Source organism: Bacillus sp. LR_5 (assembly GCF_042709275.1).
In genome coordinates this window covers 55,738-74,483 of the sequence record NZ_JAVAXX010000006.1, presented here as the reverse complement: position 1 = coordinate 74,483, position 18,746 = coordinate 55,738, and the positions used below count along the sequence as shown (strand labels likewise).

The 18,746-nt window shown below is 43.9% G+C and carries 12 protein-coding genes; 4 read left to right on the top strand and 8 right to left on the bottom strand.

The window, feature by feature from the left end; genetic code table 11:
* The 4 genes from RAC86_RS02845 to ntdA form a co-directional block, all read right to left on the bottom strand.
* On the bottom strand, positions 1–1,204 hold a 1,204-nt coding region (locus RAC86_RS02845; protein ID WP_377885368.1), incomplete at its 3' end, for an MFS transporter.
* A gap of 71 nt (positions 1,205–1,275) precedes the next feature.
* The gene (ntdC, locus tag RAC86_RS02840; protein WP_072566052.1) at positions 1,276–2,328 is read right to left on the bottom strand and encodes a glucose-6-phosphate 3-dehydrogenase NdtC; all 1,053 of its coding nucleotides are present in this window, start codon (positions 2,326–2,328) and stop codon (positions 1,276–1,278) included.
* A 16-nt stretch (positions 2,329–2,344) separates the two neighbouring features.
* Positions 2,345–3,190: a kanosamine-6-phosphate phosphatase gene (ntdB, locus tag RAC86_RS02835; protein WP_014113293.1), complete on the bottom strand. Its 846-nt coding sequence runs from the start codon at positions 3,188–3,190 to the stop codon at positions 2,345–2,347.
* Entirely contained in the window at positions 3,162–4,487 is a 1,326-nt protein-coding gene (gene ntdA, locus RAC86_RS02830) for a 3-dehydro-glucose-6-phosphate--glutamate transaminase (protein WP_072566053.1), read from the bottom strand. The genes ntdB and ntdA overlap by 29 nt, the downstream gene beginning before the upstream one ends.
* 104 nt (positions 4,488–4,591) lie before the next feature.
* On the opposite strand from ntdA, the gene ntdR reads away from it, so the two are divergent.
* Positions 4,592–5,581 (top strand): NTD biosynthesis operon transcriptional regulator NtdR, encoded by a 990-nt coding sequence (gene ntdR, locus RAC86_RS02825; protein ID WP_072566054.1) that lies wholly within the window; start codon positions 4,592–4,594, stop codon positions 5,579–5,581.
* 547 nt (positions 5,582–6,128) lie between these two features.
* Here ntdR and RAC86_RS02820 read toward each other — a convergent pair.
* On the bottom strand, positions 6,129–7,283 hold the full coding sequence (locus RAC86_RS02820; RefSeq protein ID WP_072566055.1) for an AbrB family transcriptional regulator: 1,155 nt from the start codon (positions 7,281–7,283) through the stop codon (positions 6,129–6,131).
* Between the two features lie 107 nt (positions 7,284–7,390).
* The gene (locus tag RAC86_RS02815; RefSeq protein ID WP_072181834.1) at positions 7,391–8,593 is read right to left on the bottom strand and encodes an MDR family MFS transporter; all 1,203 of its coding nucleotides are present in this window, start codon (positions 8,591–8,593) and stop codon (positions 7,391–7,393) included.
* Positions 8,594–8,706: 113 nt separating this feature from the next.
* On the opposite strand from RAC86_RS02815, the gene RAC86_RS02810 reads away from it, so the two are divergent.
* Positions 8,707–10,434 carry an SgrR family transcriptional regulator gene (locus tag RAC86_RS02810; RefSeq protein WP_072566056.1) on the top strand — a complete coding sequence of 576 codons (1,728 nt, stop codon included), beginning with the start codon at positions 8,707–8,709 and terminating at the stop codon, positions 10,432–10,434.
* Between the two features lie 35 nt (positions 10,435–10,469).
* Here RAC86_RS02810 and RAC86_RS02805 read toward each other — a convergent pair whose 3' ends face one another.
* Both RAC86_RS02805 and RAC86_RS02800 read right to left on the bottom strand, forming a co-directional pair.
* Positions 10,470–10,799 carry a four-helix bundle copper-binding protein gene (locus tag RAC86_RS02805; RefSeq protein ID WP_061188318.1) on the bottom strand — a complete coding sequence of 110 codons (330 nt, stop codon included), beginning with the start codon at positions 10,797–10,799 and terminating at the stop codon, positions 10,470–10,472.
* A gap of 116 nt (positions 10,800–10,915) precedes the next feature.
* Entirely contained in the window at positions 10,916–11,353 is a 438-nt protein-coding gene (locus RAC86_RS02800) for a ferritin family protein (RefSeq protein ID WP_072566057.1), read from the bottom strand.
* Positions 11,354–11,536: 183 nt separating this feature from the next.
* Between RAC86_RS02800 and addB the strand changes: the two genes are divergently transcribed.
* Positions 11,537–15,037 (top strand): helicase-exonuclease AddAB subunit AddB, encoded by a 3,501-nt coding sequence (gene addB, locus RAC86_RS02795; RefSeq protein WP_072566058.1) that lies wholly within the window; start codon positions 11,537–11,539, stop codon positions 15,035–15,037.
* Positions 15,024–18,728 carry a helicase-exonuclease AddAB subunit AddA gene (gene addA, locus RAC86_RS02790; RefSeq protein ID WP_072566059.1) on the top strand — a complete coding sequence of 1,235 codons (3,705 nt, stop codon included), beginning with the start codon at positions 15,024–15,026 and terminating at the stop codon, positions 18,726–18,728. Before addB ends, addA begins: the two co-directional genes overlap by 14 nt.
* Positions 18,729–18,746: the final 18 nt, after the last annotated feature.

Genomic DNA, 18,746 nt, shown 5'->3' with positions numbered 1-18,746 from the left:
CACGTGTTTTTGAAGCTTTGCTTTCAAGTGAAATGGGGTCTTCTATTTTAGTTCTCCTAATCTTTACAGAAATACCTACTAGAATGACTGCCATAGTTGTAAATATTCCCATGGTTAATAAGATCGTATCATGATTTAAACTCCATCCAATTAAGAAAGAGATGATTGCTCCTCCGAAACTTGCCGAAGCTATAAATAAACTTGTAACTTCGTCAACGTACTTCTGAATAATGATAGATGCTAGTGTTAAAGCAATGGGAAATATGCCCGCTATACTTAGACCAATTAAAAATGTGCCACCCAATTGAAGTATTGGGTTACTTATATAAGAGAAGGCGATCAATAAAACAATTAAACAACTGCAACTAAATAGGAGATACTTAGAAAAATCAAGCCTTCTGCTTACTAAACCAATCAGTATTCTTCCTATGATGATCCCTACCCAGAAAAAGGAGACACTGATAAGACTGATTTGTTCATTGTCTTGGTTTATCATGATTGAAGGCAAAAAGTTGGCGAAATTTGTTTCAATACCAGCATATAGGAAAGCGAAAAATACAAAAAAGCCTAATTGCTTTGATTTTTTTCTATCTCCTATAAAGTATTGAAATGCTCCTACATTTGGCAAGGCCACTTGCTGGTTAGCATTCTTAGCGTACTTTCGGTTTTTGGATAAGAAAATTAACCATCCTCCTAATAGGACGAACAAAAAGGTGAATATGCAGTAATACGGTAAAAACCAGTTATTGATATTGATGAAGGAATTAATTAATAATGGGAAAGTTAAAGCGCCTAATCCAAAGAGGACTTCCAACTTACTCATTTTTTCTGCATTACTTTCGAAATTAGCAATAACAAAGGAACCAACTGTCGTTTCTAATGTACCTGCTCCATATCCTAAGAGAAAAGCCATTACAACAATATAATACCAATCCTTAGTTAGAAAAAAGATACTTAACGCTACAAGCATTATTGTCAAAGCTAAAGTAAGTGTCCTAAAGTGACTGTATTTCTTAATCATTAACGGTGCGATTAATACTCCGCTTAGGAATCCGGTAAATTGAAAGAAAATGATGACCGAAATATCATCTGTTGTCTTGTTAAAAGACTCTAATAGAAATGGTGTCAAACTCCCTGTTGATATATGGATTATACCTACTGTAAAAAAGAAAGCATATCCAAATAAATATGTTCCTCTTAACATTCATTACACCCCTATATGAAAAAGCAGGAAAATAAATTCCTGCTTTTTCAGTAACTTATCTCTTCGAAATACTAGTTGACTGCTAAAACAGACATTGTTTGAGAGTTGCTATCTTTCTCAAAGAACATTTCTAATACTTCCTGAGATCTAAAACCATCTTTAAAAGAAGGGATCTCAACCCAATCTTTCTGAGTTGATGCAATCCAATTGATTAACTCGCTTCTAAAAGAATCAGCCCAACCATAAAATTCGTTTGGCGGATCGCTTAATAGGCTTTGCGGCACTGGGCAGTCTACCACGTTCAAGCCATCTATGAGCTTGTAAACGTGAGGATTACCTGTATGGTATTTAAACTCTTTTTTGTGTCCTACTACCTCAATGCTAAAACCACAGTCTTCAGGTACAGAACATTTTGATGTGATGATATTTACAAATACCTTGTTCTTCAGTTGGCCATAAATTTCAGCATAGTCATCTACAAGTACCTGTTTATCCTCTTTTGTTTTTACATTTGTGTTCATCTTTGCCCTTACTGATTCTGTGATGAAATCACTCTCAAACAAATACCATACCATGTCGATGAGGTGAATACCCAGATCCCCCAATGATCCACTAGTCTTCTTACTATTAGCGTCATCTCTCCAAGTAAACTTTTTACGTCTAATTGCACTATTTTTCTTGAAGTGTGCTTTTATGGACAATATGTTACCTAGTTCATTATTGATAATTAAGCTTTTTAAGATATTTACGTAAGACAAATATCTATAATTAAATCCCATACTAGCTCTTACGCCTAACCTTTCAGCAGTATCTTTCATTATGCTTGCTTCCTCAAGAGAAATAGCCATAGGCTTTTCGCACAATACATGCTTATGTTTTGCTAATGCTTGCAAAGCATGTTCTTTATGGCAAAAGTTTGGTGATGCTACAATTACACCTTCTGAGACATCAATTAATTCATCTACATTTTCATATGTCTTCCCACCGAAAGTTTTCACAAAGCTTTCCGCATTTTGTTGATTGATGTCATACACCCCAACTAACTCTGCATTTTTTATTGTAGATAAAGCAGTTGCATGCGCTCTTGCAATACCACCTGCACCTATGATACCAATCTTCTTCATATCTATTTCCTCCTGATTATCCAATTAATTTTTTTAAGGTATTGGTAATTCCTTTTGAGTACTCATTATCAGTTATCAGTGGGTGCAAGTTTTTGGCTTCTTGTGTTGCATTTTTTAGTAGATATCCATTCCCTACTGCCTGTAACATACGAACATCATTTCCGCTATCTCCAAATGCGATAGCTTTTTCGGTATTTAGGTTGTGTTTCTCTAACATAAACTTTACAATTTCATTCTTTCCTGTTCCGATAGGTATAAAATCTACATCATAGCTGTCTTCTGGATCACCTGCTAAGGGATTACAGCGATTTATATTAACTGAAACTCCGTATTCCTCGCAGATCTTTTCAATTGCTAATAGGTTTTTCTTGTCGTTTATTTCATCTTGTTCCTGATAATAAAAATTATGCTTATACCGTGACTTTCCTAATTGAGTTTGGGGATTCAAAAGAATGTTATGATGTTCATGTAACTGTTTCACAAGTATTTCAATCTTTTCTTTACTAAACTCTTCATTTATACGACTGTTCCACTCATTATCTTGCTGTCCGAAGTTATGCTCTGAAAAGTACGTAATTTCAGTTCCAAGATCACTAGCTATAAAATGCGGGAAATATCTAAATTTTCCTCGTTCCATTTTATCGAGAATAGATTCTATACTACTCCCAGTAACCCATCCGATGAGTAGTTCCCCATCTTTACTTTTTTGTTCTAGATAGTCTTCGAGTTCATAAATGTCTTGTTGTTTTTGTTCGTCGATTGTATGCGGAAAATACGTTTCATCAAAATCACAAAAAACAATATACTTAGGATGTTCAACCTTGGATAACGTTTTATACTCCGACTTCTTGCTTAATAACATGAAACAGTCCCTCCATTACCCTGTCTTGTTCTTCTAAAGTAAATGACGGATATAAAGGCAAATGCAGTACCTGACTATGAGCCTTTTCCGTATGAACCAATTGGAGTTTTGTATACTTGTCCTGTACTAAAGGAGTTTTTTGCATATGAGACAGTATTGGATAATATACATCTGTTTGAACACCAAAATCTTCATTTAATTTAGTCATGATATCTGTCCTATCTTCTGTTCTTACCTTAATAGGAAACAGATGCCACACATGATCTTCACTTAATTCTGGTAATTCAATAAGGCCTTTATTCTGTAATTCTGCTAATTGAGTAATGTATCTATCCGCCAAGAATAGTCTTTTGAAGTTGTTTAATGAAAGATACTTCATTCTCTCTAAACCAATTGCTGCCTGTAAATTGTCCATTTTTGAATTAAATCCAAAATTGATGACTTTCTTATTTTTCACATTTACTTCAAAACCATGATAACTAAATTGTATGCATTTTTTAGCGAGTTCTTCATTATCAGTTGCTATTGCCCCAGCCTTACCACATACACCAAAATTCTTATATGGATTAAAACTTAATGTAGTTATGTCTGCATGCTTTCCTAAGTCTGTCAGTCCAATTCCTTGGCAAGCATCCTCAATTACTTTCAATTGATAACGATTTGCGATTTGACGGATATGCTTCATTTCTGAATGTTTTCCGTATAAATGCACAGGTAGAATAAACTTTGTATAAGGAGTTATTGCTTCCTCGATTTTGTCAGGATCGATGCAGAATGTTTGTGGGTTAATATCTACATAGATAGGAACGCCTCCCAAAGCTAACACAGCATTTTCAGTAGCTGAAAAGCTATTAGCTGGCATGATAACTTCATCCCCTCGGTTTAACCCTAAAGCCAATAATCCTATCATAATTGCATCCGTTCCACTGCTAGTTGCAATTACATACCTTTTATGTAAATATGTAGATAAAACTTTTTCGAATTGCTCTAAATAAGAACCACTAGTAAATTTTCCAGTTGGCAAAACTTTCGTTAATGTATTTAAGATATCATCCACTTCATCATTGGTTATTAATCTGTCTACAGGCATAAAAGGGACTTTACTGATTTCACGATTTTTTTGGTAGTTGAAAAGGTCGTTTTCAATATCTGTATTTTCTTTTAATACTTGTTTCCATCGCTCGTTTGCAATACTGTCTTCAATAACAAGTTCTTTTCCTTGCACGTCACCTTTTAAGTGTTTTAGGAGTAACGTGTTTTCTTTGCTTTTACCTGAAACTCTAACCTGTTTTTGCATGAACAGTACCTCCAATGATTTTATAATCTGGAAAATTTGATACAAATTTATCCTAATTTCTGAAACCGATAACATGTCAATAACTTTTTTGAGGAAGGGAAAATATGCCTACAATTGATGAAATAGCAAGATTATGCAACGTGTCTAAAACCACAGTATCAAGAGTATTGAATAATCATCCTTATGTGTCGAAAGAAAAAAGAGATATGATCTTAAAGGCTATTAACGAACTTGACTACACTCCCAATTATTTAGCTCGGAATTTTAGGAGAAATAAGACACAAACGATAGCTTTATCGGTTCCGAGTATCGACCATCCATTTTTTGCTCAATTAATAAAAGGGGTCTCTCATGAAGCACTGTCTAAGAATTACAAGGTAATTGTATTTCAAACCTTTTATGACAAACAGATAGAGATAGAATTACTAGAGTTATTGAAACACAAAGAAGTTGATGGTATTATTCTTGGAACTTTAGAAAATGAATGGGATAAGATATCCCCTTTTTTAAAGTATGGCCCTATCTTATTATGTAATGAATATCATCACTCAGCGGACATCACGATAATTGGGTATGATGAATTTGAAGCTACATACATGGGGGTAGTGCATTTAATTGAAAGAGGACATAAAAAAATTGGATTTTGTTTTGATACTCCATATAGCGAAGCTCAATGTCAGAGGAAAGAGGGTTACTTGAAAGCTTTACAAGATTACAATTTACATCATAGAAACGAATGGATATTCGGCGAAATGTTTAATATCGAGGATGGTTTTCGTGTTTTTCATAAGATAAAGGATCTAAAGGACAGACCCTCAGCAATATTTACAGGAAATGATCAAGTCGCCGCAGGGATTATTAAACAGGCGATAAAAAATGGCTTTCATGTTCCAGAAGACTTAGCTGTCATTGGTTTTGACAACCAACTGATTTGCCAAGTAGTGACTCCGACCATAACAACAATTGATATTCCCATAATAGAATTAGGTCAACAGGCTGTGTTGAAAATAATCGAGTATATTTCGGGTAACACTTCTTTAAACAGAAACATTATTAAACTGCCAACAAGTCTTATTATAAGAGAATCAACTTAACTATAGATTTTCACTTCCTTATCATTTTATATTTATTTATAGAAAAAGAGGTTATTCATATTTAACCTCTTTTTCAATCAGGAAGCCTGTTTTTTTGAAACTCTCATAAATGCTCCTATACCAAAGTCGTCAATTATTTCTTCGCCTTTCATTTTCGCCCTCTGGTAGCATCACTTCAAATCTGATCCATTTTCTTATCAAACAAATTTTGTGCAGCAATGCGGATGAGCAGACATTACAATAAAAAAACCATCCTATGCTATTAAGCAAGAATGGTTTTTTTGGTTATATTGAGTTTGTACATAACCTTGAATCACTTCTAACAAAATGAGATTTAAATAAGTGTGAAATTGCTCTACCTTTGTAGATAGTTCTTTAACTATCCCTGCCAAATGATTTTTTTACAGCATCCGCAAACTCCTGTGGACTTAATTCTTGAACCCTTTTATTTCACTTACCTGCCCCATTTTGAAGTCTTCCCTACTCTACAGATAGAGTAACCCCTATCCTTTACTGCCTAAGTCTACCATGTTGGGATTTTTTCCAACTAGGCATTACTGCCGCTTACCGAACGCTCTTTGCCTTTTTTTTCACCATGAAGATGGTGAAGCAGACGATAAAACGGCGGCAAGAGGGCAATGACAAGGATGACGCGTATGACCTGAACCGCAACGACAAAGGTGGAATCGGCATGCAAGGTCACAGACGTCGTCGCCATTTCTGCAATGCCGCCGGGCGCAAATGCCAGAACAGAAGTGATGAGCGAGATTCCTGTCAGCTTGGATACGATCACGGCGCTTAAAAACATAGCTGCGATTAAACCGACGGACGAGACAAATCCGACGATGATAATGCGGCTGACGCCGGCAAACATGCTTTTGTACATCTTAGAGCCAATCGTTGTCCCGAGAAATACTTGCGACACATGGTTAGCTTGTGACGGCCACCAAGCCGTCATGTCGTGCCCTGTCACCGCAGCTCCGCCAACGTGTACAAGTGCTACACCGAGCATGCTGCCGAGCAGCCAAGGAGCCGGAAACTTTAAAAATTTCGCAGCTTTGCAAGCTCCCCAAGCAGCGAGAATCAAAACGGCGGTCCACAAAACGGGAGCGAGCCTAAAATCTATCGTTGCTGAGGAAAGTGTTTCTGCTGCGGCACTTGCGGAACGATCTTGTTTTGTATAGATCAGAATGACTAAAAACGGAATGGAAAGCACCACGAGCAGCACCCGCATCATTTGAACAAGGCTGACAATGGCGGTATTGGCGCCGACCTCCTGTGCGATGCTCGGCATGGCGGACAGCCCGCCGGGAGCCGTGCCGACAAAGCTTGTCATCATATCTGTTTTGCTGAAACGCCAAAGCACATATCCTGACAGCATGGCCAGCAGTATAGACAATATCAGCATAACGCCGACTGAAAACCAATGGTCTTTGAGGACAGAAAGAACGGATAAGTTCAGCTTTTGGCCCAATTCGATGCCGAGGATCATCTGCCCGAGGGCGAGCCATCGGCGGTTAATTCCTTTTTGGTCTGGCGCCATCATCAGCCATGCCGGCCGTATCATAGCGAGACAGCAGGCGACAATCAGCGTTCCGATCATCCATCCAATCGATATTCCGGTCAATGAAAGAATAAACCCCCCGGCAGCACTGATTGCGATAAACCATAGATCTTTGAGGAGATTTTCGTCTTTCTTCAATGTAAAACCCTTCTTCCTTTTCACGTAGCACTCCAATTGTTCACGTAGTGAATGTATTATTACTATAGTATATTTTCGTTGATAAAGAAATTATGAATTATTTTCTATTAGCCATTCACTTTTCTTATGACCTTGTGTTCGAGCTTCTCGATTGTGTAAGTCAGGCATAAACCCGCTGCCAGCAAACACACGGCAAGGGCGTAAAAAATCATTTCTCCGCCAAACGATGTCAGGATCAGCCCGCCTGCCAGTGGTCCGATTGAGCGGGATATATCCCAATGCAGGCCGTATACCGCATAAAACCGGCCGAGCAGATGAGGCGGTGACAATTTTGAAATGAAGGTCTGGATGTGAGTTAGTCCGATACTTTCGCCAACTGTCATCACCGCTGCCGTCACTAATAGCATTGTCAGGGAGGTAGAGCATGCAAAGCCGGCAGCCGCAAGAGAGTAGCAGATATAAGTAATGAGAAGGATCGTTTTCATTGAAAGTTTTTCTGTCCCTTTTACAAGAGGAACTTGGAGAACAAAGCTGAATAAAGCTTTTGCCGCCGAGTAGATGGTCAGCATGGATAGATAATCGGAAAACATGTTTTTGCTGAACAGCCTGTATGTTGTTTCTGTTTGCGCGTATAACATGCTGATGGGGAGAGAAAGCAGCAACAGAAGCAGTACAGGCCTGTATATCGTAAAGCTTTCGGACATTTCCGATGTTACAGCTGTCTTTAGCGGCTTTGTTTCTGGCAGTTTCAGTGCAGCGATCAGAAAGTAGATGAACAATGCCGCAGCATCTAATGCGAATATCCACACGGGGTTATGATTGTACAGCAACATCCCCACTAGCGGCCCTGCCGTCAGGCCCGCCGAATAGATCGCATTGATGACCGCAAACACTTCCGAACGTCTGCTTTCCGGCGTACTTTCGGCGATTTGGGCGCGGGAGGCAGGTATGTACAACGATCTCCCGATGCCATTCATGACGTAGAGGGTGGCAAAAAAATACGCATGATCGGCAAACGCAAATCCCGCCATGGCCGCTGATTGCAGCAGCAATGCGATCAGAATCGCTGTGCGCCGCCCAAGCTGGTCCGTTACCCGTCCTGCAACGAGTGTCAGGCAAATATCAGCAAATGGCTGAAGGCTGATGATCAGCATCGGGATCATGACACTGCCGTTTAATTGTTCATGCAGGTACAGCACCATAAAAGGACCCATCATTGCACCTGTCAGGCTTGTCAGCATTTCGCCGATAAAGCGGAGCCAAACTGGAGCGGTATATCTCGATTTTATAGCTTGAAAGCTGGTCAATATGTGATCGCCGCCTTTCGCTGTTTGATATAGTAGTAGTGTATAGAAGGGGCGGCGGCCCAAAAAGTGAAGAAAATAAGAGAAAAAGATTCCCCTTTTGTCGGGAGGTGCGGGGATTGAAGCTGATTGAGCACTACGTGGCACTTGTGAAAACAGGACGCGCTGCGTATGGGCAAATGAACGAAATGACGCTCACTGAAGTTGCTGACTGTTTATTTTGTACAGAAAGAAATGCAAAGCTCATATTACATAAGCTGGAGAACAAGAATTGGATCATACGGGAAAGCGGGGCAGGGCGCGGCCGCAAAACCAAAATCGCGTTTCTTCGTCAGCCTGAGGAACTGCTTCTTCAAACTGCCAAGGAATATACAATGGCTGGAAAGCTTAAAAAGGCAAAGGAGCTGCTTCAGCAGTATCAGTCCGCGTTTCCGGGGCTTCAAAACGAATATGGCATGTGGTTTTCTGAGGTATTCGGTTTTGTGACAGAGACCGTCAGGGATGGAGAAAAGGATGTTCTCCGGCTGTTCATCACCCCTGAATCAGTCAGCAGTTTGGACCCGTGCCAAATATTTTTGCGGTCTGAGGGGCATTTCGTCAAGCAAATATTTGATACATTGCTCACGTTTGATTCGGCTGTGCAGAAGCCGAAGCCTCATTTGATACATGGATGGGAAGAGGAAGGGAAAAAACGATGGAGATTTTTTCTTCGAAAGGGTGTGTCTTTTCATAATGGACAGCCGCTGACAGCGCGGGATGTTGCGTTTACGTTTCAGCGCTTTTTGACACAGGCTGACAACCCGTATAAATGGCTGTTACACGGAGTGAAGCAAGTCTTAGAAAATGGCCCTTATTGTGTGGAGATCATACTCGATAAGCCGAATGAGCTATTGCTGTATGTTCTTTGTGATGAACGGCTGTCCATTCTGCCGGCAGAACAGGGCGGCGGGATCAATGGAACAGGGCCTTTTCGGGTGAATCAGCATTGCGGGCAGATGCTTGTGCTTGAAGCCAATGAGCGCTACTTCAAGGGACGGCCCTTTTTGGATCGCGTTGAGTTTGTGTTTTCTGAACAAGCCGGAGAGATGAACGGTTTTACCATTCAAGAAAAACAAACATTTTCTGAGCAGCAAACCGTTTTTGATGAGCGGCATGTTCAGTATTTGTCACTCAATCTGAAAAAGACGGGGCCTCTTCAGCATCGAAGCTTTAGAAAAGCGCTCCGCCTGCTGATTTCCTCTGAACGGCTCGTTCGTGAAGCGGGAGGGCACCGCAGAACCCCGGTTACGGCTTTTTTGCATCCGAGTCCTTTCGATTGGGGAGGCGTTTCACCTTCTGAATTGCTGAAGCAGAGCGGATATGAGGGAGAAACGCTGGTGCTGTATACCTTTTCGGAAGCGGATCATCGTGAGGATGCCGAGTGGATTCAAAATGTTTGCGCCCAACATGGCATCAGGCTTACACTTCAATTCTGTGATTCTGCTGAGCTGCGCCGGCACGAAATCGTGCAGATGGCGGATATCATTCATGACAGTGCGACGTTTTATCAAGACAGTGAGTTTGGTTTTTTGCATTTGCTGCTGTCGGAGAACAGTTTTTTGTGTCAGCATCTATCTGAAAAGCTGGAACAGATATGCTCAGGAATGACAGAACGGATATTTTCAATGTCTGACCGCTGTTCGAGAATCCATATGCTGCAGGACATTGACTGTCAGCTTATACAGGAGTTCAATGCGATTCCGCTGTATCAAAATGTACTGCAGGTGACATCGAGTGAGAATGTGAAAGGTCTGATGCTTGATGAAGAGGGGTGGATTGATTTGTACTCCGTGTGGCTGTCCAAATAAAAAGGAGGGTTCTATTATTGAACCCTCTCCGTCTTTTAAGATGCTGCCATGCTGCGGCATTGTTCAGCGCAGGCAAAGCAGGACTTCGCACATGTTTGGCAATGATCGTGATCATGCTTTTCACATTCAGTGCCGCACGCTTCACAAATATCGGCGCAAAGTGCGCAAATTTCTTTCATGAACGGGCTGTCCGTTTGCATGGCTTTGACCGCCAGCGTGCAAATATCCGCGCATTCCCTGTCAAGCCGGATGCAGCCGCTGAGATCGTGATGCGTGCTTTCTTCCAGGCATTTTGTAAAACAATGATTGCAAGCCTCCATACAATCGATGCAAGCCTCAATACAAGCTTCTACATATTGCTCCATGGTTGATTCCCCCTGTATGGCAGTGTATGGTTTTATGTTTCCCGACTGCATTTGAAAAAAACAGGTGAGTGTGTTTTTGGGGAATGGATATGTACATATACCCTGAACGGGTATATCTAACGTTCCATCAGATAGTATAGAAACCAGACAGCGTGATGTTGTTCATCCCGTGCGGCGCGCGTAAAGATGCCTTTCGCTTTTAAGTTTGAGGTTTCCTCGGCCGCACGCAAATAAAAGTCGACTGTTTCTTGTTCATCTTTAAAAGCGGCGTTCAGTCCTCTTGTAAAAGTGTCCGGGCATTCCTCCGTTTGTTTCGGCATGATGTGTTTGCCGGTAATGGCACCGTACAGTGTGGAAAATTCACGGAGGTGGCGCATTTCGTCACGCCTGATTTCTTCAATCTGTTTTCTGACTTCATCGCGGTGGGTAAGTTCGGCAAGCTTGCGGTAGCATTGAATCGCACTGAATTCTCCGTTAATGGCCTTTTCCAGGTTCCGAATCAAAACAGGATCTTCCCGGTATGGCGCCGGATATGAATAGTAGCTGTAATGCAAAAGGGTTCAGCTCCATTCTTAGGAATTGGGCTTCTGTAAAAGTATATGTTGGGCAGGGAGAGATGTGCGGAGATCATCAGCTTTTTATATGTGAAAAGGCCGTTTTTACCAATAGATCAGATTGGTCATTTTCGTCAATATTCGATAAAATATATAGAGATAAAAAGAGAGGGGTCTTCTAATTTGGGAGCAGAGTTTTTAGTAGGCAGATCCGGGAGTGGAAAAACGAAGCTGATCATCGACAGCATTCAGGATGAACTGCGCCGGGCTCCATTCGGGAAACCGATCATTTTTCTAGTCCCGGATCAAATGACGTTTTTAATGGAATACGAGCTTGCTAAAACGCCTGATATGGGCGGAATGATACGTGCTCAAGTGTTCAGCTTTTCACGATTGGCCTGGCGCGTCCTTCAGCATACGGGAGGAATGAGCAGGCCGTTTCTTACGAGCACAGGCGTACAGATGCTCCTGCGGAAGCTCATTGAGGAGCATAAACAGGAGTTTAAAGTCTATCAAAAAGCAAGTGACAAAAGCGGATTTACCGCACAGGTTGAACGGATGCTGACAGAATTTAAGCGTTACTGCCTGGAACCGGAAGATATCCGCCGGATGGCGGAAAGCGGAACGGCTTCCGAGTATCGCGGGGAACGTGTTTTATCTGAAAAGCTTCATGATTTATCAATTCTGTATCAGCAGATGGAAAAAAGCCTTGCAGATCAATATCTTCACTCTGAGGATTATTTGACATTGCTGGCAGAGCATATTCCGTTTGCGGAAGATATAAAAGGCGCGCATATTTATGTGGACGGCTTTTATCAATTTACACCGCAGGAATTCAGGGTGTTGGAGCAGCTTATGGTTCATGCAGAGCACATCACGTTTTCGCTCACAGCGGACAAGCCGTCATATGAGCGGGAGCCGCATGAACTGGAATTGTTCAGAATGACGGGAAAAACGTATTATCGCCTGCATCAGAAGGCGAAGGAACTGAATCTGGACATTACCTATAAAGAGCTAAGCGGGACTGAGCGGCATACGCAGACGCCGGAACTGGCACATCTAGAGGCGCAGTATGAAGCGCGACCGGCCATCCCGTACGCAGAAAAACAAGAGGCTTTTACTGTGATGCAGGCCGCAAACAGACGAGCTGAACTGGAAGGCATTGCCCGGGAAATTCACGCTCTTGTCAGAGAGAAGGGCTATCGCTATAAGGATGTAGCGATTCTTGCGCGCCAGCCGGAAGACTACAAGGATATGGTGAAGGAAGTTTTCGCAGATTACGAGATTCCTTATTTCATTGACGGAAAAGCTTCTATGCTGAACCATCCGTTAATCGAATTTATCCGGTCGAGCATTGATGTTCTGAAAGGGAATTGGCGTTATGAAGCGGTGTTTCGCTGCGTGAAAACCGAACTGCTATTCCCGCTTAACGAGCCGAAAACTAAGGTGAGAGAACAGGTCGATCAGCTTGAAAATTACTGTATCGCCTACGGGATCAAAGGCGATCGCTGGACAAGGGGCGACCGTTTCCATTACAGACGTTTTGTGTCATTGGATGATGATTTTGCGCAAACCGATCAGGAAATCGAAATGGAAAACATGCTGAATGACACACGCGACTGGATTGTTCCGCCGCTTTTTCAGCTTCAAAAACGAATGAAAAAAGCAAAGACGGTTCAGGAGAAGGCGGAGGCGCTCTACCGCTATCTAGAAGAGACGGATGTGCCGCTGAAGCTGGATCAGGAAAGACAGCGTGCTGAGGAAGACGGCAGAATCATTGAAGCGCAGCAGCATCAGCAGGCGTGGGATGCAGTCATTCAGCTGCTTGAGGAGTTTGTTGAAATGATGGGAGATGAAGAGATTTCTCTTGATTTGTTTCAGCAAATGATGGAAGCCGGCGCGGAGTCGCTTACATTTTCTCTAATTCCGCCTGCGCTTGACCAGGTGTTTGTCGGCAATATGGATTTATCCAGAATGTACGGCACCTCTTGCACCTTTGTGCTGGGGGCAAACGACGGCGTTCTGCCTGCACGCCCCGATGAAAATGGGGTGCTGTCAGACGATGACCGGGAATGGCTGAAAACGGTTGGGATTGAACTTTCCTCAGGCGGGCGGGAGCGTCTGCTTGATGAGCATTTCCTCATCTATATGGCGTTTTCCAGTCCGTCTGACCGGCTTTACGTATCGTATCCGATTGCCGATGCGGAAGGAAAAACGCTTTTGCCATCGATTGTCATTAAACGGCTGGAAGAACTGTTTCCGCAGCATAAGGAGCGTCTGTTGACAAATGAGCCTGAACAGGTCAGCGATGAGGAACAGCTTATGTATGTCGTCAATAAAAGCGTGGCACAGTCCTTTACCGCGAGCCAGCTCAGATTATGGACTCGGGAATACGACATCAGCGACGTCTGGTGGAGCACGTACAATGTGCTGATGAGTGAGCCGGACAGGCTGCAATCGAAAAAGCTGTTCTCAAGCCTGTTTTTCCGGAATGAAGTGAAGCAGCTTGAACGCAGCGTGTCGAGACAGCTTTATGGTGAACGCATTCAGGGCAGTGTATCGAGAATGGAAACCTTTAACGCGTGCCCGTTCTCCCATTTTGCATCACACGGGCTGCATCTAAAGGAACGGCAATTTTTCAAGCTCGAAGCACCGGATATCGGCCAGCTGTTTCATTCCAGCTTAAAGCTGATTTCAGACCGGCTGCGCGAGCAAAAAATGGATTGGCGCGATTTAACGAAAGAGCAGTGCGAACTGTTTTCCTATGATGCGGTAGAGCGGCTGGCGCCGAAACTGCAAAAGGAAATTTTGCTCAGCTCAAACCGGCATTATTATGTAAAGGAAAAACTGCAAAAAATTGTGACACGCGTGTCTGGCATTTTAAGCGAGCATGCGAAAGCGAGCGGATTTGTGCCGATTGGGCTTGAACTGGGCTTTGGAGGAAAAGGGCCGCTTCCGCCGCTGACCTTTAAGCTGAAAAACGGCTGCACGATGGAACTCGTCGGGCGAATTGACCGCGTAGATAAAGCGGAAAGCTCAAAAGGCCTGCTCCTAAGGATTGTCGATTATAAATCAAGCGACAAAGGCCTTGACTTAGCGGAAGTATATTACGGACTGGCGCTGCAAATGCTGACGTATCTTGATTTATCAATTACTCATTCAGCTGACTGGCTCGGAATGAGGGCGACGCCTGCCGGAGTGCTGTATTTCCATATTCATGACCCGATGATTCAATCTAATCTCCCGCTTGGGCTTGACGAGATTGAACAGGAGATCTTTAAGAAATTTAAAATGAAGGGCTTGCTCCTCGGCGATCAGGAAGCGGTTCGCCTCATGGATACGACCCTTCAAGAGGGACGGTCGAATATCATCAACGCGGGCTTGAAGAAAGACGGCTCTCTCAGATCGGATTCAGCGGCAGTCGGCGAGAAGGAATTTGAGCTGTTGACGAAGCATGTGCGCCGCACCTTCCAAGAAGCAGGCGAACAAATCACTGACGGACGCGTATCGATTGAGCCGTATAAAATGAAGAACAAGACGCCGTGCACATACTGTGCGTTCAAATCAGTATGCCAATTTGATGAGTCATTAGAAGAAAACGAGTATCGCCCGTTAAAGGCTGAAAAGGATAAGACGATACTTGAGTGGATAAAAAAGGAGGCGGATGGCAATGAACATTCCTAAACCGGCAGACAGCACATGGACAGATGACCAATGGAATGCCATTGTCTCAACCGGCCAGGATATTCTCGTGGCAGCGGCGGCGGGCTCCGGTAAAACCGCTGTGCTCGTTGAACGAATGATCCGGAAAATCACCGCGGAAGAAAACCCGATTGATGTAGACCGGCTTCTCGTTGTGACATTTACAAACGCCTCAGCGGCAGAGATGAAACACCGGATCGCGGATGCCCTGGAAAAAGAGCTTGTAAAGCGCCCCGGCTCGCTGCATATCAGACGCCAGCTGTCTCTTTTAAACCGGGCCAGCATTTCAACACTTCATTCCTTTTGCCTGCAAGTGCTGAAAAAATATTACTATTTGATTGATCTTGATCCGGGCTTTCGGATTGCTGATCAGACAGAAGGCGAGCTGCTCGGGGATGAGGTGCTGGACGAGCTGTTTGAAGACGAATACGCAAAAGGCGAAAAGGCGTTTTTTGAACTTGTTGACCGCTACACGACAGACCGGCACGATCTGGATCTGCAATTTCTCGTCAAACAGGTGTACGAGTATTCACGTTCCCACCCAAACCCGGAGGCATGGCTGGAAAGCTTTGTTCATTTGTATGATGTATCGGAAAAGAGCGCCATCGAGGAGCTTCCGTTTTATCAATATGTCAAAGAGGATATTGCGATGGTGCTTAACGGAGCAAAGGAGAAGCTTCAGCGCGCGCTTGAGCTGACGAAAGCGCCGGGCGGCCCCGCGCCGCGCGCTGACAATTTTCTTGATGATCTTGGGCAGCTTGATGAACTGATTCCGCATCAGGATGATTTCACTGAGCTTTATAAGCGGGTGCCAGCAGTCTCTTTTAAGCGCGCGAAAGCAGTAAAAGGGGACGAGTTTGATCCTGCACTCCTTGAAGAAGCGACAGATTTGAGAAACGGTGCAAAAAAACTGCTTGAAAAGCTTAAAACCGACTACTTCACAAGAAGTCCTGAACAGCATTTGAAAAGCTTGGCCGACATGAAGCCTGTTATTGAAACGCTCGTACAGCTTGTCATCAGCTATGGAAAACGGTTCGAAGCCGCGAAGCAGGAAAAATCAATCATTGATTTTTCTGATTTGGAGCATTACTGTTTATCCATTTTGACAGCTGAGGATGAAACAGGTGAGCGCCAGCCGAGCGAGGCAGCAAGATTTTATCAAGAGCAGTTTCATGAGGTGCTCGTTGACGAATATCAGGATACCAACCTAGTGCAGGAATCGATCCTGCAGCTCGTCACAAGCGGACCGGAGGAAACAGGCAACCTGTTTATGGTAGGTGATGTCAAACAGTCCATTTATCGATTCAGGCTTGCGGAGCCGCTTCTTTTCCTCTCCAAATACAAACGGTTTACAGAGAGCGGAGAAGGCACGGGACGGAAAATTGATTTGAATAAAAATTTCCGAAGCCGGGCTGATATTTTAGATAGCACAAACTTTTTATTTAAACAGCTGATGGGCGGCAAAATCGGTGAGGTTGATTATGACGAGCAGGCTGAGCTGAAGCTTGGTGCGGCGTATCCGGACAATGATAAGACGGAAACGGAGCTGCTGCTGATCGACAACGCAGAAGAGACGGACGCAGGCGAAGAAGCAGAAGAGCTGGAAACGGTGCAGTTCGAGGCGAAAGCGATCGCTAAGGAAATTCGCAAGCTGATTTCATCGCCATTTAAGGTGTATGACGGAAAAACGAAAACACACCGCAATATTCAATACCGCGATATCGTGATTTTGCTCCGCTCCATGCCGTGGGCGCCGCAAATCATGGAGGAGCTGAGAGCTCAGGGCATACCGGTTTACGCCAATTTAACGTCAGGCTATTTTGAAGCGGTCGAAGTTGCCGTCGCGCTTTCTGTGCTGAAGGTAATCGATAACCCGTATCAGGATATACCGCTTGCCTCTGTTCTGCGCTCACCAATTGTCGGAGCGGATGAAAACGAGCTCTCTTTGATCCGGCTTGAAAATAAAAAAGCGCCGTACTATGAAGCGATGAAAGACTATTTGGCTGCCGGCGACCGGAACAACGAGCTTTATCAAAAGCTGGAAACGTTCTACGGACATCTTCAAAAATGGCGTGCGTTTTCGAAAAACCACTCAGTATCTGAGCTGATTTGGGAAGTGTACCGCGACACGAAATACATGGATTATGTCGGCGGGATGCCGGGCGGAAAACAGCGCCAGGCCAATTTGCGTGTTCTCTATGACCGTGCGCGCCAATATGAATCGACGGCATTTCGCGGCCTGTTCCGTTTCCTGCGGTTTATCGAACGCATGCAGGAGCGGGGCGATGATCTTGGAACGGCGCGAGCGCTCAGCGAGCAGGAGGATGTTGTCCGCTTAATGACGATCCACAGCAGCAAAGGGCTCGAATTTCCCGTCGTGTTTGCAGCAGGTCTCGGCCGGAATTTCAACATGATGGACTTGAACAAATCGTACCTGCTGGACAAGGAGCTTGGGTTCGGCACGAAGTATATTCATCCGCAATTGCGCATCAGCTACCCGACGCTGCCTCTCATTGCGATGAAGAAAAAAATGCGCAGGGAGCTGCTGTCAGAGGAATTGCGTGTTCTCTATGTTGCATTAACGAGAGCGAAAGAAAAACTGTTTCTGATTGGCTCGTGCAAGGATCATCAGAAACAGCTCGCAAAATGGCAGGCATCCGCGTCTCAAACTGACTGGCTTCTTCCGGAATTTGACCGTTATCAGGCAAAAACGTATTTAGATTTCATCGGACCGGCTCTTGCCAGACACAGAGATATGGAGGTTTTGGCTGAAAACGATGCGGCTATGCATGCTGATATATCAGGACACCCGGCTCGTTTTGCCGTTCGAATGATTCATTCCTATGATTTGCTGGATGATGATCTGGAAGAAAGAACGGAAGAAAAAAGCGAGCGCTTAGAAGCGATCCGCAAAGGTGAACCAGTTCCCGGCTCGTTTGCATTTGATGAAAAAGCCCGCGAGCAGCTGAGCTGGACATACCCACATCACGAGGTCACACAAATTCGTACAAAGCAGTCGGTTTCTGAGATCAAGAGAAAAAGAGAGTACGAGGATGAATACAGCGGCCGGGCCCCCGTTAAACCTGCTGACGGAAGCATTCTGTACAGGCGTCCCGCTTTTATGATGAAAAAAGGCCTGACAGCGGCGGAGAAAGGGACGGCCATGCATACGGTTATGCAGCATATCCCGCTTACCCATATCCCAACGATAGAAGAAGCGGAGCAGACGGTTCACAAGCTTTATGAAAAAGAACTGCTCACTGAAGAACAAAAAAACGCTATTGATATAGAAGAAATCGTGCAATTTTTCCATACAGAAATCGGCGGACAGCTGATCGGCGCTAAATGGAAGGACCGGGAAGTGCCATTTAGTTTAGCGCTTCCGGCCAAGGAGATCTATCCTGATTCACAGGAGGCGGATGAACCGCTTTTAGTGCAGGGAATCATCGACTGTCTCTATGAAACTGAGGACGGCTTATATCTTTTGGACTATAAATCAGACCGGATTGAGGGCAAATTCCAGCACGGCTTTGAAGGAGCAGCCCCGATCTTGAAGAAACGATATGAAACGCAAATTCAGCTGTACACGAAGGCAGTTGAGCAAATTGCAAAAACAAAGGTAAAGGGATGTGCGCTTTATTTCTTTGACGGAGGGCACATTCTGACATTATAGCGAGATCCGTAAGCTCCG